Source organism: Streptomyces sp. NPDC050548, assembly GCF_044457385.1.
GTDB lineage: Bacteria > Actinomycetota > Actinomycetes > Streptomycetales > Streptomycetaceae > Streptomyces.
The window spans coordinates 1-13,249 of the sequence record NZ_JBITGV010000029.1 but is presented as its reverse complement, the minus strand read 5'-3'; the positions used below and the strand labels follow the sequence as shown (position 1 = coordinate 13,249).

Sequence of the window (13,249 nt, the reverse complement as noted above, 5' to 3'; positions counted from 1 at the left end):
CAGCATGGGTACATGCCAACGCCCACCACCCAACTCACGCCCCGCACCCGCGACTTGACCCCGCCCTCCCCCGCCCTCACCCTCACCGCCGCCCTCCTCGGCTTCGCGCTGATCACCCTCGACGCGTCCGTGGTGAACGTGGCGCTGCCGTCGATCGGAGACGCGCTCGGCGGCGGGATGTCGGGCCTGCAGTGGGTGGTGGACGCCTACACCCTCTCCTTCGCCGCCCTGATGCTGTCCACCGGCGCCTTCGCGGACCGGGCCGGGGCGAGCCGGGCGTACGCGATCGGCATCGCGGTGTTCACCCTCGCCTCGGCGGCCTGCGGCCTGGCCCCGAACCTGCCCACGCTGATCGCCGCCCGCGTGCTCCAGGGCGTGGCCGCCGCAGTGGTCCTCCCGGCCTCGCTGTCCCTCGTCCGGCAGGCCTACCCCGAACCGGCCAAGCGGGCCCGGGCGGTGGCCACTTGGGCGGCGGGCGGCTCGATCGCGGTGGCCCTCGGCCCGGTGGCCGGGGGCGCGCTGACCACAGCCTGGGACTGGCGCGGCATCTTCTTCATCAACCTGCCCCTGGGCGCGGTGGCACTGGCCCTGCTGATCCGCTCACCACGCTCGGAACGCCGCCCCGCGCCGCTCGACCTGCCGGGCCAGGTGCTGGCGGTGGTGGCACTCACCGCCGTGACCTTCGCGGTGATCGAGGGCGGAACAACGGGAGTTGTGGCGGTGCTGATCGCCCTCGCAGCAGGCGCGCTCTTCGTCCGGGTCGAACTCCGCCAGGCACATCCCGTGGTGCCGCTCGGCCTGTTCCGCAGCCGCACGGTGTCCGTGGCGGTCGCGGCGGGTGCGGCGTGCAGCGTCGCCTTCTACGGCGTGGTCTTCCTCTTCTCGCTCTTCTTCCAGCAGATACAGGGCCGTTCGGCGCTGTACGCCGGGCTGATGTTCCTGCCGATGGCCGCCCTGATCTCGGTGACGAACATCGTGTCGGGCAAACTGGCCGGCCGCTACGGAGCCCGACTGCCCATGCTGATAGGCCAGTTGCTCGCCGGAGCGGGCGCGCTGGGCCTGCTCTACGTCGACGAGCACACGCCCCCGCTCCTCGTCGCCGCACTGCTCGTACCGATGGCCCTCGGCTGCGCCCTGACGGTCCCGCCGCTGACCGCCGTGATGATGGACGCGGTGCCGGCCGAGCGGGCGGGCCTGGCGGCCGGGGTCCTCAACTCGGCGCGTCAGGTGGCCGGCGGGCTGGGCATCGCCGTGTTCGGGGCACTGGTCTCCGACGGATTCACGACGGGCCTGCGGGAAAGCCTCGCGATCAGCGCGGCCCTCTTCGCGGTGACGGCCTCACTCAGCTTCCGTCTCTCAGGTCGTCCGGCCAACTCGCCCTGAACTCAAGGTGGTCGTACGTCACGACACACCCCTCCCCCATCGGCGACTGCGTCATGAACCCGACCAGGGCGGCGTCCGTCTCCTTCTCGTCCCCGAGCGTGAACAGCCGGACAAAGGTCCAGCGCTTGCCGTCGCGGGAGGCGTGGAAGGCGAAGGCCCGCCCGGTACGACTGACCCGCAGCCACACCGAACTCCCGTCCACGGTGAAGGAGTTGGCGTCGTCGGAGTGCCCCCGGGTGACCACCGTGCAGACGGTGGGCACGTCCGGCGAGTACTCCAGACACAACTTCGCCCAGGCCCGCTCCCCCACATGGACGTAAAGCACCCCGGCATCGAACGACCCCGCGAACCCGACGGTGACCCGAGCGATCAGCTGAAAGTCCCCGTGCGGCGCCCCGAGCAACCGCGGCGCGTCGGAGGCGGGGTCCAGCCCCTCCCCGGTGGGCGGCACAAACCGGTCCTGCCGGGGCCCGGCCCACCCGGTGAGCACCCCGTCCTCGTAGGACCAATGCCCGTCGGGCCCATAAGTACGGAGGGGGAAAGGCAGTTCGGGAAGTTCCAAGTCCATCCACTAACTATCTCAGGCCCAGGCAGTGGTTTTAAGGGGCGCGGGGCTGTATCGATTTGCGGCTCCGCCGCGTGGGCGCGACCAGCCACAACGGACCGGCACTCCGCAACTCACCGCACCCCAACGGCGCTACCGCTCCAAACGCCCGTCATACCTCCGAGGCAGCCCCAGCGGATTCCCGTCCCGCAACTCCAACGGCAGCAACGCTTCAGGCGTGTTCTGGTAAGCAACAGGCCGCAGCCACCGCTCAATAGCCGTACCGCCAACGGAAGTCGACGTAGAGGTGGTCGCCGGGTACGGCCCTCCGTGGTGCTGGGCCGGCGCGACGGCAACCCCCGTAGGCCACGCGTTCACCAACACCCGCCCGGCGAGCGGCGTGAGTTCGGCCAGGATCTCCGCCCCACGCCCCTCCCCCGCCGCTTCCTCCGCCGAGAGGTGAACAGTCGCCGTAAGATTCCCCGGCAGTCGCGACAGCACCGCATTCGCCTGCGCGTCATCGTCATAGCGGGCCACCACAGTGACCGGCCCGAAGCACTCTTCGAGCAGCAGGTCGTACGCCCCTTCGGCCGCGAGCTTCTCCGCCGGCACCGTCAGGAACCCCGGGCTCACGGTGTGCTCGCTGCCCGCGCCGGGCGTCACCGGCGAGTCCACATCGGGGAGTTGAGCCCGCTCGGCGACACCCGCGAGGAAGTTGTCCCGCATCCGGTGGTCCAGCAGAACCCCGGCGTCCGTGTCGCTGACGGCGTCGGTGAGCGACTTGACCAGCCCGTCCCCGGCGGAGCCGGCCGGCACGAGCACAAGGCCCGGCTTCACGCAGAACTGGCCGACACCCAGGGTCATCGACCCCGCGAGCCCCGTACCGATCGCCTCGGCCCGCTCGGCCGCGGCCGCCTCGGTGATCACGACGGGGTTCAGGGAACCCAGTTCGCCGTGGAAGGGGATCGGGACGGGCCGGGACGCGGCCGCGTCGAAGAGGGCACGGCCACCCCGTACCGACCCGGTGAAACCGGCCGCCGAGACCAGCGGGTGCTTGACCAGCTCCACGCCCGCCTCGAAGCCGTGCACCAGACCGAGGACCCCGTCCGGGATCCCCTGCTCGGCGGCGGCCCGGCGCAGCACCTTCGCGACCAGCTCGGACAGGCCGGGGTGGTCGGGGTGGGCCTTGACGACGACCGGGCAGCCGGCGGCCAGCGCGCTCGCGGTGTCGCCGCCGGGGACGGAGAAGGCGAAGGGGAAGTTGGAGGCCGAGTAGACGGCGACGACGCCCAGCGGCACCTTGTAGCGGCGCAGGTCCGGGATCGGCGGGGTGGCCGTGTCGTCGGGGTGGTTGATGACGACGTCGAGGAAGGCGCCCTCGTCGACGATGTCCGCGAAGGCGCGCAACTGGTAGCAGGTGCGGGCGAGTTCGCCGTTGAGCCGGACCGGGCCGAGCGCGGTCTCCGCGTCGGCGACCTCGACCAGCTGGTTCTTGGCCGCTTCGAGCTGGTCGGCGGCGGCGCGCAGGAAGGCCGCGCGGACCGTGCGGTCGGCGAGGGAACCACGGGCGGCGTACGCGGCGCGGACGGCGGCGTCCACCTCCTGGGCTGTGGCCTCCACCGCAACCTGTTCCCGCTGCTTCCCGGTTCGGGGGTCGACACTCCAGACTGGTGCTGCTGCCACCGCGGGTCCCTCCACATGTAATGCCGCAGTTCTGGGTCATTCACCAGGCTCGTTCGATATGCTGAACGCTGTCTCTGATGATGAATATGCTCGTGGAGACGATAACTCAAGGTTCTCGTCGAACGAAGGGGTCAAGGGCGATGTCGGCAGGCGAGACAGGCGGCGGGGCACAGGTCAAGTCCGCGGTGCGGACGGTGGAGCTGCTCGAATACTTCGCGGGCCGGCCCGGTATGCACTCCCTCGCGTCGGTCCAGGAGGCCGTCGGTTACCCCAAGTCCAGCCTCTACATGCTGCTGCGCACGCTGGTGGAGCTGGGCTGGGTGGAGACGGACGCGACGGGCACGCGGTACGGCATCGGCGTACGGGCGCTGCTGGTCGGCACGTCGTACATCGACGGCGACGAGGTGGTCGCGGCGGCCCGCCCCACCCTGGACCGGCTCTCGGACGACACCACGGAGACCATCCACCTCGCCCGCCTGGACGGCACGAACGTGGTCTACCTGGCCACCCGCCAGTCCCAGCACTATCTACGGCCCTTCACCCGCGTCGGCCGCCGGCTCCCGGCGCACTCGACCTCGCTGGGCAAGGCGCTGCTGAGCACCTACTCGGACGAGCAGGTCCGCAAGATGCTCCCGGAGACGCTGCCCGCGCTCACCGAGCACACGATCACCGACCGCGAGAAGCTCATCGAGGAACTCCACCAGGTCCGTGAGCAGGGCTTCGCCGTGGACCGCGAGGAGAACACGCTCGGGTTGCGCTGCTTCGGCGTCGCGATTCCGTACCGCACCCCCGCGCGGGACGCGATCAGCTGCTCGGTGCCGGTGGCCCGGCTGACCCCGGCGCACGAACAGATGGTGAAGGACGCCCTGTTCGACGCCCGCGACCGGCTCACCCTCGCCACCCGGAGGCTCTGACTCATGGACGTCGCGCTCCGCCCGGTCCACGACAGTGATCTGCCGGTCTTCTTCCGGCAGACCAACGATCCCGAGTCCCTTCGGATGGCCGCCTTCACACACGAGGACCCGGCCGACCGGGACGCCTTCGACGCCCACTGGAAGCGCATCCGCGCCTTGCCCGGCGTGGTGAACCGCACGGTCCTCGTCGACGGTGACGTCGTGGGCAGCGCCGCGGTGTACGGCGGGCCCGGCGAGCGCGAGGTGACGTACTGGATCGACCGCGCCTACTGGGGCAAGGGCATCGCGACGGCCGCGCTGCGCGACCTGCTGGCCGAGGTGCCCGAGCGCCCGCTGCACGCGCGCGTGGCCGCCGACAACGCGGGCTCCCGGCGTGTGCTGGAGAAGTGCGGGTTCGTGGTCAGCGGCCACGACCGGGGGTTCGCGAACGCGCGCGGCGAGGAGATCGACGAGCTCCTCCTGACGCTGAGTTCATGAGCACTCGATGAGAAAAGCGGCGTAAGGGAACGATTCCCTCCCGTCCGCTCGTCCTCCATGCGGGATGAACAAGACGATCAGGCGCGCCTCCGTCTTCGCACTGCTCCTGGTGCTCACCCTCCTGGTGAGGGCGACCTGGGTGCAGTTCTACGACGGCCAGGCGCTGGCGGACGACAAGGACAACCGGCGCAACGCGATCGCGACGTACGCGGACCCGCTCGGGAACATCATCGTGGCCGGGAACGCGATCACCGGCTCGACGCGGACGGAGAGCAGCAGCGACCTCGCGTACAAACGCACCTACACGGACGGCAAGCTCTACGCGGCGGTGACGGGTTACGCCTCGCAGAGTTACGCGCCGACGCAGCTGGAGGGGATCTACGCGAACCTCCTCGACGGCACGGACAGCGGCCTGAAGACCGTCATGGACACGATCACCGGCGAGCGGGCCGCCCCGGGCAACGTGGTCACGACGATCGACCCGGATGTGCAGAAGGCCGCGTACGACGCGCTCGGCGACAAGAAGGGTGCCGCGGTCGCGATCGATCCGACGACCGGAAAGATCCTCGCCGTGGTCTCGACCCCGTCCTACGACCCCTCGTCGCTGACCGACGCGAACACCGCCGCCGCTGCCTGGAAGCAGCTCAACGCGGACGCCGACAAGCCGCTGACCAACCGCGCGCTGCGCCAGCCGCTGCCCCCGGGTTCCACGTTCAAGCTGGTCGTGGCGGCGGCGGCCCTGGAGGACGGGCTGTACTCCTCGGTGGACGAGAAGACGACCAGCCCCTCGCCGTACACGCTGCCGGGCACGGTCACCCCGCTGAAGAACGAGAGTTCGTCCGCGCCCTGCACCAACGCCTCGATCCGGGTCGCGCTCCAGTACTCGTGCAACACCGTGTTCGCGAAGATGGCCGTCGACCTCGGGCAGGACAAGGTCAAGGCGATGGCCGAGAAGTTCGGCTTCAACGACGACAAGCTGGACATCCCGGTGCGCGCGTACCCGAGCGTCTACCCGTCGGACATGGACAAGTCGTCCACGGCCCTGACGGGCATCGGCCAGTACGACGTGACCGCCACCCCGCTCCAGATGGCCATGGTGTCGGCCGCCATAGCCAACGACGGCAAGCTGGTCTCCCCGCACATGGTGTCGGAGACCACCGACAGCGGCGGCGACGTGGTCCACAACTACGACGACAGCACGACCACGAAGGAGATCGTCAGCTCGCGCACCGCCCAGCAACTCCAGTCGGCGATGCAGACGGTCATCACCGACGGCACCGGAACGAACGCCCAGATCGCGGGCGTGACAGTCGGCGGCAAGACGGGCACGGCCCAGCACGGCGAGAACAACGACCAGTCCCCGTACGCCTGGTTCACGTCCTACGGCAAGTCCGACGACACCGGGAAAGAGGTCGCCGTGGCTGTCGTGGTCGAGCAGTCGGACGCGGCAAGGTCCGAGATCAGCGGCAACGGCCTGGCGGCCCCGGTGGCCAAGGCGATGATGAAGGCGGCGCTGAAGAGTTAGCGAGCGGCCCCGGCCGGGTGGCCGGGGCCGTCGTTCACTTGACGCCCAGGATCTGCTCCACAGGGTCGATCGCGAAGTACACGAGGAACAGCGCGGACACCGCCCACAGCAGCCAGTTGACCTCCTTCGCCTTGCCGAGCACCGCCTTGATCACGACGTAGGAGATGAACCCCGCGCCGATCCCGTCGGTGATCGAGTACGTGAACGGCATCGTGGCGATGGTCAGAAACGCCGGAATCGCGATCTCGTACTTGTCCCAGTCGATGTGCTTGACGTGGGTCATCATCAGGAACCCGACCGCGATCAGCGCGGGCGCGGCGGCCTGCAACGGCACGATCGTCAGCAGCGGGGTCAGGAACAGCGCGAGCCCGAACAACCCACCGGTGATCAGGTTCGAGAACCCGGTGCGCGACCCCTCACCGACCCCCGAAGCCGACTCGATGTAGGCGGTGTTGGAGGACGCGGAACCAATACCGCCGGCAACGGCCGCCGCACCGTCGATGAACAGGACGCGGCCGATGTTCGGCACCTGTCCCTCCTCGTCCAGCAGTCCGGCCTCCGCGCTGATCCCCACGATCGTGCCCATGGCGTCGAAGAAGTCCGACAGGATCAGCGTGAAGATCAGCAGGATCACGGTGATCGCGCTGGTCTCACCGAAGGCTCCGAACAGGCTGAAGTGGCCGATGAGTCCGAAGTCGGGCGTGTCCACGATCTTGTCCGGCACCTTGGGGGTCATCAGGCCCCAACTCTTGATGTCGGCGGCGGAGTTGATGATGATCGCGAGGACGGTCATCGTGACGATGCTGATCAGGATCGCGCCCTTCACCCTGCGGGCGACCAGCGCGATGGTCAGCAGTACGCCGAGACAGAAGACCAGGACGGGCCAGCCGGTCAGTCTGCCGACGGCGCCGAGCTGCACGGGGACCGTGGTCTGCGCGACGTCCGGTATACGACTGACGAAGCCGGCGTCGACGAAGCCGATGAACGCGATGAACAGCCCGATGCCGACGCCGATGGCCTGCTTGAGCTGTTGCGGGATCGCGTTCATGATCGCCTCGCGCAGCCCGGTGAGGACCAGGACGCAGATCAGGACGCCCTCGATGACGACGAGGCCCATCGCGTCGGGCCAGCTCATCAGCGGCGCCAGCTGGAAGGCGACGACGGCGTTGAGGCCGAGGCCCGCCGCGATGGCGAGCGGCAGGTTGCCGCCGACACCCATGATGACCGTCATCACACAGGCCACCAGGGCGGTGGCGGTGACCAGTTGGCCGGTGTCGAGCGAGTGCCCGAACTTGTCCTTGGCGCTGCCCAGGATGATCGGGTTCAGGACGAGGATGTAGGCCATCGTGAAGAACGTGGCGAAGCCGCCGCGTATCTCACGACCGAAGGTGGATCCCCGTTCGGAGATCTTGAAGAACCGGTCGACACCGTTCGCCGCCGGTGGTTCGGCACTTGGCCGGTCGGCCACCTTCTGTGACTCGGACATGCGGGTACTCCTCGTTGCCTCAGTGATCGGTGCGCGGATGCTGGCTGGATTGTTCCCGCGTTGAACCTGTTTCAGGTTTTCCCCGTGTTACGGAATCAGGGTCGGCCCACCAGACGATGTTCGAAGGCCTGTACCAATCCACCCAGTTGATCACTGCTACGCTCCCGATCTGGTCGGGGTCCTCCCCGAATGATCACGTGTCATCTACATGACACGCACACACCACAGCGAGGAGAGGTCCGCCGTGGGCACAGTCGTCGACGACGCCGCCTCCGTGGAGTTCCACGCCTTCTTCGAACGCCACTACGCCGAACTGTCCCGTCTCGCCCACCTGTTGACGGGCGAGGCGGACGCCGCCGACGATCTCGCGGCCGACGCGCTGCTCGCGCTCTGGCACCGCTGGGACCGCGTGCGCGCCGCCGATCACCCCGCGGCCTACGCCCGTGGCGTCGTCGCCAACCTGGCCCGCACCCGGATCCGCAGCGCGGTGCGCGAGCGGCGACGGGTCGCCCTGTTCTGGTCGCAGCGCGAGGAGAAGACCGAGAACCCGGACGTGGCCGGCGTGGTCGACGTCCAAGAGGCCCTGCGCAGGCTGCCGTTCCGCAAGCGGGCCTGCGTGGTGCTGCGGCACGCGTTCGATCTGTCGGAGAAGGACACCGCGCTCGCCCTCGGTGTCTCCGTCGGTACGGTTAAGAGCCAGACGTCGAAGGGCATGGCCGAGTTGCAGCGCCTGCTCGGCCCGCAGAGCCCTCCGCTGCAGATGCACGCGGCGATGGTGCGCGGCGGCGAGACCGGAGGGAGGAACCGATGAGGCACCAGGACGTCCACGACGACGAGTTGAGCGCCCGGCTGCACGAGGCGGCCGAGGCCCACGAGCCCGACCGGGCGCGCATCCTGGCGCGGCTCGAACGCGGCATGGCCGCGCAGTCGCGTCCCGACCACCGGGCCACCCGGCCGCCCGTGTTCGGCTGGGTGCGGGTCGTCAGCGCGACGGCGGCGGTGGCGAGCGTCCTCGCGATCGGCGGCTACGCGGTGGCGTCCGCGGTGAAGGGCAACTCCCCCGCCGAGCAGACGGTGTCCGTCTCACCGACCCCGACGCCCACGCCGTCGCCGGACGCGACGAGCCGTACCCCGGTCAAACCGGTTGCCCCGACGCACAGTTCGGGCTCCGGCGACACCACGCAGAAGTCTCCGAAGTCCAGCACCTCGCCGACGGCGAAGTCCCCGACCGCGTCCGCCTCCACTCCCGTACTCCCGCCCGCCTCCGGTACGCAGGACGGCCCGCTGTGGTCGGACGGTTCGATCGATCCCGGCAGTGGCGACTTCTGGGCACAGAGCGACGTCACCCTCAAGACGACCAAGCAACTCACCTCGCTCACCGTCCAGTTGAAGGTCAAGCTGACCGGCGGGGTCAGCTCCGCGGGCGCCTGGCGCTCGCTGCCCGAGCAGGACTTCACGCAGACGGTGACGGAGCAGGGCGGGTTCCTGGTCTACACGTGGGTGCTCAAGGAGGGCCGTACGGTCGCGGTCGGCGAGTGGGTCTTCGCCGGGCAGTACAACCACGACCGCGGCGGCCGGGACGCCAAGGACGACAGCTACTCGGCGGCGGGCACGGCGGCCGGCCAACAGCTGTCCGTCAAGGGCGACTTCGCGGCGACGAAGTCGTAGCCGCGGGGTCCCGGAAAATCACCTCCGGCCGGGCGGCAACCCTTTCCGCTCCGGCGGCGACAAGGAAGCGCAAGGTTCCTCTCGCACGGAGCACACGGAGCAAGTCGCTTGAGCACGCACAAGAAGCACCTCACCCGCAGGCGGGTGCTCGGGGCCTCCGCGATCGGTGTCGCCGCCACCGGCGCGGCCGTCGCGGGCGGCACCGGCCTCCTCTCGTCCGCCTCCGCCGCAGCCTTCGGCTACACCGACGACGGCTCCCACTACGTGATCACCACGGGCGCTTCGCTCGTGTTCAAGGTCTCGAAATCGACGGGCGACCTCACGTCCCTCGCCTACAAGGGCAAGGAGTACGAGGGCTACGGCGGCAAGCACTCGCACGTCGAGTCCGGGCTGGGCGCCTCGACGGTCACCATCGGGCAGTCGGGTTCGACGATCCTGGTGAAGGTGGTCCACGGCCCGATCACCCAGTGGTACGCGGCCCGCAGCGGCGAGAACAACGTCTACCTGTGGACGAACAAGGCGGACGCCTCCTTCACCGCGACCCGCTACATCGTGCGGGTTAAGCCGGGCGCGTTCCCCAACTCCGGCTCAGACGCGTGGGATTCGACCACGGACACGATCATCGAGGCGGGTGACGTCTGGAAGCACCCCGACGGCACGACCCGCTCCAAGCACTACTCGGGCAAGCGGACCATCGACTACGACCACGTCGGCTTCACGACGGGCTCGGTCGGTCTGTGGGTTGTCCGCTCCAACCACGAGAAGGCGTCCGGCGGCCCCTTCTACCGCTCCCTGCTGCGCCACTCGAACGAGGGCGGCGCGGGGCTGTACGAGATCCTGCACTACAACGAGGCCCAGACGGAGCCCGAACGCTTCGGTCTACAGGGCCCGTTCGTGGTGGCATTCACGGACGGCGGCACACCTTCGTCCTCCCTCTTCGCGGCGAACCTCGACACGTCGTGGGTGGACTCGCTGGGCATCACGGGCTGGGTGGGCAAGGCGGGTCGCGGAAGGGTGGCGGGGGTCGGCCTGAAGGGCATGGACCCCAAGTACCCGTACACGGTGGGCTTTTCCAACCCGGACGCCCAGTACTGGACGAAGGCGGCGCCCGGCACCGGCGCGTTCTCCTGCAAGGGGATGCTGCCGGGGACGTACACACTGACGGTCTTCAAGGGCGAACTCGCGGTGCACACGGCGCAGTCGGTGACGGTGACGGCGGGAGGTACGACGTCGCTGCACACCCTGACGATCACGGGTGACCCGTCCGTCGCGGGGGCGGTGTGGCGCCTGGGCAACTGGGACGGCACACCAGGGGAGTTCAAGAACGCGGAGCTGATGACGTACGCGCATCCGTCCGACGCGCGGGCGGCGAAGTGGACGGGGAACGTCACGATCGGAAGCGGAAGCGAGGCCGAGTCCTTCCCGGCGTACATCTGGAAGGACGTGAACGACGGCGTCCTGGTCTACTTCAAACTGACGGCGGCACAGGCAGCGGCAGCACACACATTGCGGGTCGGGGTTACAACGGCGTACATCAACGCCCGCCCCCAAGTCACCGTGAACGACTGGGTTTCCCCTATCCCCACCCCACCCACACAACCCTCGACGCGCGATCTCACCACGGGTTCCTACCGTGGAAACAACCACACGTTCGTTTTCAACGTCCCTTCCAGTGCGTGGAGTTCGGACACGACGAAGTACAACGTGATGAAGATCAACGTAGTCAGTGGTTCGACGGGTTCGGCGTTCCTCAGCCCGGGCACGTCGTTCGACTGCATCGACCTGCTGACCTGAGCCCCCCTCAGTCAGCAGAGCGACGCCCCCGCCGGTGACGACCGGCGGGGGCGTTGTCCATCGGGTTCGGGATCTCAGCGGTCCGCGCGCCGCCGTATGTGGAGGTGGCCGTCACGGGGAAAGGCGGGCGGCGCGGCGGGCAGCACACTGTCGAACTCGTACCGACCCTTCTCCGCGACCCGGCACGAGGCCAAGTTGTCCACCTGGTGCAAGAGTTCGAGCCGCTCCAGCCCGTCGGCGGCCAAGGTGTCGAAGGCCCAGTCGCTGACCGCGTCGAGGGCACGGGGCGCCACTCCACGCCCGCGAGCGTGCGCGGCGGTCCAATAGCCCACCTCGACAGCCGGCTTGCCGGGGGTGACCTCCTTGAGAACCATATTGCCGACCAACTGCTCCTGACCCGAACCGAGTTGGGCCTCAAGAACGGCGAACGCGAACCGCTCCCCCGCTGCCCAGCCCCGTTCCTGCTCCCGCACCCACCGCGCCCCGTCGACCTCGCTGTCGACGAGGGAAGTTATCCACTGGCGCAAGAGGGGATCCCGGCCCGCCTCGACCAGAGCGGGAACGTCCGCGAGGCGCCAGGGGCGGAGAACGAGGGTGGGGGCGGTCGGCGTCGCGGCTACGTGAAGTACGACGGGAGCGGTCATGAACTGATCATATGCGGCGCCGATTTCACTCTGCCATGTCTCATGTCTGCCCTGTCACAGCGGTGTCCGGACGCGCAGAGCCTGCACGGACCAGTCGAGCGCCGGGGCCAGACTCTCCGGGGCGGGCCAGCCGTTCACCACGGCGAGCAGTTGGAGATAACGCTCCCTGCGGGGGTCGTTGACGCGCTCCAGCCGAGCGGCCAGCCGGCGGCGAAGGTCGATGTCGTCGGGGCGGCCGAAGAGGTGCGCGTAGTCCGCCGTGAAGGCCGCAACGAACGGATCGGCCTGAGGCGAGGCCGGTTCGACACCGGCGGCGAGGGCCGGCCCGACATGGTCACGCACGACTGCGGCGATATCGCGGCGCGGGCCCGTCGACGCATCGCCTCGAACCTGTTCGGCGGCCTGCTCCTCGGCCAACTGCCGCACGGAGGCGCGGAATTCCGGGTCCAGGGACAGTTCGGCCAACTCCACCCACGCCTGGACCTGTTCCGCATCCGGGTTGTCGGGCAGCTCGGGGGTCATCGAGCGCATGACCCCGGCGAACGCGGGGACGGCGGCGACAAGGACACCGAAGACTGCATCGAGGAACTCCCCGACCAGACGTCGGCGTTCGTCCTCGGAGAGCTGGGCCAACCGATGCATGAGTTCCGTCTCCTCAGGTGTGGACCCGCGCGCGGCCACCGCCGCCAACACCGCATGCCGCAGACGCAGGACACGAATCTGCACGGCCAACGCTTCGGCGTGCGCCGCGGCGACCTCGGGGAGCGAGAGTTCCCGGTCCACGACCCTCCGGATCGTGGAGAGGTCAAGTCCCAGTTCGCGCAAGGTCCTTACGAGGTCCAGGCGTGCGACGGCTTCGATGTCGTAGAGGCGGTAGCCTGCGGGGCTGCGGCCGGTCGGCGCCACGATTCCGCCATCGGAGTAGAACCGGATGGTCTTGACCGTGAGACCGGTCAGCCGAGCGAGTTCGCCGATCGAGTAGAGGGGGTCGCCGTCCATGTCCCCACCTTTGCGTCTCCCCTTACTGGAGACTCAAGTGAGCTGTCCCGAGTTTCGTAGAGTCCGATGATGTTGGTTCAGGCGGACTGCGGGACTTGTTCCAGGCTCTGCCAGAAGTCCCGTTCGTACTCG

Annotated in this window: 12 protein-coding genes; 7 read left to right on the top strand and 5 right to left on the bottom strand. The window is 69.0% G+C overall.

Annotated features, from left to right (window positions below):
• Window positions 1–12: 12 nt before the first annotated feature.
• The gene (locus ACIBJH_RS45365) at window positions 13–1,383 is read left to right on the top strand and encodes an MFS transporter (RefSeq protein WP_399122865.1); all 1,371 of its coding nucleotides are present in this window, start codon (window positions 13–15) and stop codon (window positions 1,381–1,383) included.
• Here ACIBJH_RS45365 and ACIBJH_RS45360 read toward each other — a convergent pair.
• Both ACIBJH_RS45360 and ACIBJH_RS45355 read right to left on the bottom strand, forming a co-directional pair.
• Entirely contained in the window at window positions 1,343–1,951 is a 609-nt protein-coding gene (locus ACIBJH_RS45360) for a DUF1349 domain-containing protein (RefSeq protein WP_399122864.1), read from the bottom strand. The two genes, ACIBJH_RS45365 and ACIBJH_RS45360, sit on opposite strands and share 41 nt — an antisense overlap.
• A 129-nt stretch (window positions 1,952–2,080) precedes the next feature.
• Complete coding sequence (locus tag ACIBJH_RS45355) at window positions 2,081–3,610, bottom strand: aldehyde dehydrogenase (NADP(+)) (protein WP_399122863.1); 1,530 nt, start codon at window positions 3,608–3,610, stop codon at window positions 2,081–2,083.
• Between the two features lie 140 nt (window positions 3,611–3,750).
• On the opposite strand from ACIBJH_RS45355, the gene ACIBJH_RS45350 reads away from it, so the two are divergent.
• From ACIBJH_RS45350 to ACIBJH_RS45340, 3 genes are all read left to right on the top strand, one after another.
• Window positions 3,751–4,524, top strand: coding sequence for an IclR family transcriptional regulator (locus tag ACIBJH_RS45350; RefSeq protein WP_033283195.1), 774 nt, complete (start codon window positions 3,751–3,753; stop codon window positions 4,522–4,524).
• A gap of 3 nt (window positions 4,525–4,527) precedes the next feature.
• Window positions 4,528–5,001, top strand: a complete 474-nt coding sequence (locus tag ACIBJH_RS45345; RefSeq protein WP_399122862.1) for a GNAT family N-acetyltransferase — start codon at window positions 4,528–4,530, stop codon at window positions 4,999–5,001.
• Between the two features lie 64 nt (window positions 5,002–5,065).
• The gene (locus tag ACIBJH_RS45340) at window positions 5,066–6,526 is read left to right on the top strand and encodes a peptidoglycan D,D-transpeptidase FtsI family protein (protein WP_399122861.1); all 1,461 of its coding nucleotides are present in this window, start codon (window positions 5,066–5,068) and stop codon (window positions 6,524–6,526) included.
• Window positions 6,527–6,560: 34 nt separating this feature from the next.
• On the opposite strand, the gene ACIBJH_RS45335 is transcribed toward ACIBJH_RS45340, so the two are convergent.
• The gene (locus tag ACIBJH_RS45335) at window positions 6,561–8,012 is read right to left on the bottom strand and encodes an NCS2 family permease (RefSeq protein WP_399122860.1); all 1,452 of its coding nucleotides are present in this window, start codon (window positions 8,010–8,012) and stop codon (window positions 6,561–6,563) included.
• Between the two features lie 244 nt (window positions 8,013–8,256).
• On the opposite strand from ACIBJH_RS45335, the gene ACIBJH_RS45330 reads away from it, so the two are divergent.
• From ACIBJH_RS45330 to ACIBJH_RS45320, 3 genes are all read left to right on the top strand, one after another.
• The gene (locus ACIBJH_RS45330) at window positions 8,257–8,823 is read left to right on the top strand and encodes a SigE family RNA polymerase sigma factor (RefSeq protein ID WP_399122858.1); all 567 of its coding nucleotides are present in this window, start codon (window positions 8,257–8,259) and stop codon (window positions 8,821–8,823) included.
• Window positions 8,820–9,680 carry a hypothetical protein gene (locus tag ACIBJH_RS45325; protein ID WP_399122857.1) on the top strand — a complete coding sequence of 287 codons (861 nt, stop codon included), beginning with the start codon at window positions 8,820–8,822 and terminating at the stop codon, window positions 9,678–9,680. Before ACIBJH_RS45330 ends, ACIBJH_RS45325 begins: the two co-directional genes overlap by 4 nt.
• A gap of 108 nt (window positions 9,681–9,788) precedes the next feature.
• On the top strand, window positions 9,789–11,474 hold the full coding sequence (locus ACIBJH_RS45320) for a rhamnogalacturonan lyase B N-terminal domain-containing protein (protein WP_399122856.1): 1,686 nt from the start codon (window positions 9,789–9,791) through the stop codon (window positions 11,472–11,474).
• Window positions 11,475–11,548: 74 nt separating this feature from the next.
• On the opposite strand, the gene ACIBJH_RS45315 is transcribed toward ACIBJH_RS45320, so the two are convergent.
• Both ACIBJH_RS45315 and ACIBJH_RS45310 read right to left on the bottom strand, forming a co-directional pair.
• The gene (locus ACIBJH_RS45315; RefSeq protein ID WP_399122855.1) at window positions 11,549–12,118 is read right to left on the bottom strand and encodes a GNAT family N-acetyltransferase; all 570 of its coding nucleotides are present in this window, start codon (window positions 12,116–12,118) and stop codon (window positions 11,549–11,551) included.
• A gap of 54 nt (window positions 12,119–12,172) precedes the next feature.
• On the bottom strand, window positions 12,173–13,117 hold the full coding sequence (locus tag ACIBJH_RS45310) for a MerR family transcriptional regulator (protein WP_399122854.1): 945 nt from the start codon (window positions 13,115–13,117) through the stop codon (window positions 12,173–12,175).
• Between the last annotated feature and the right edge of the window lie 132 nt (window positions 13,118–13,249).

Excerpts from the sequence above, each read along its gene's own strand:
- ACIBJH_RS45365 (WP_399122865.1), top strand. The coding sequence starts at position 13 with ATGCCAACGCCCACCACCCAACTCACGCCCCGCACCCGCGACTTGACC.
- ACIBJH_RS45360 (WP_399122864.1), bottom strand. The coding sequence starts at position 1,951 with ATGGACTTGGAACTTCCCGAACTGCCTTTCCCCCTCCGTACTTATGGG.
- ACIBJH_RS45350 (WP_033283195.1), top strand. The coding sequence starts at position 3,751 with ATGTCGGCAGGCGAGACAGGCGGCGGGGCACAGGTCAAGTCCGCGGTG.
- ACIBJH_RS45345 (WP_399122862.1), top strand. The coding sequence starts at position 4,528 with ATGGACGTCGCGCTCCGCCCGGTCCACGACAGTGATCTGCCGGTCTTC.
- ACIBJH_RS45340 (WP_399122861.1), top strand. The coding sequence starts at position 5,066 with ATGAACAAGACGATCAGGCGCGCCTCCGTCTTCGCACTGCTCCTGGTG.
- ACIBJH_RS45335 (WP_399122860.1), bottom strand. The coding sequence starts at position 8,012 with ATGTCCGAGTCACAGAAGGTGGCCGACCGGCCAAGTGCCGAACCACCG.
- ACIBJH_RS45325 (WP_399122857.1), top strand. The coding sequence starts at position 8,820 with ATGAGGCACCAGGACGTCCACGACGACGAGTTGAGCGCCCGGCTGCAC.
- ACIBJH_RS45315 (WP_399122855.1), bottom strand. The coding sequence starts at position 12,118 with ATGACCGCTCCCGTCGTACTTCACGTAGCCGCGACGCCGACCGCCCCC.
- ACIBJH_RS45310 (WP_399122854.1), bottom strand. The coding sequence starts at position 13,117 with ATGGACGGCGACCCCCTCTACTCGATCGGCGAACTCGCTCGGCTGACC.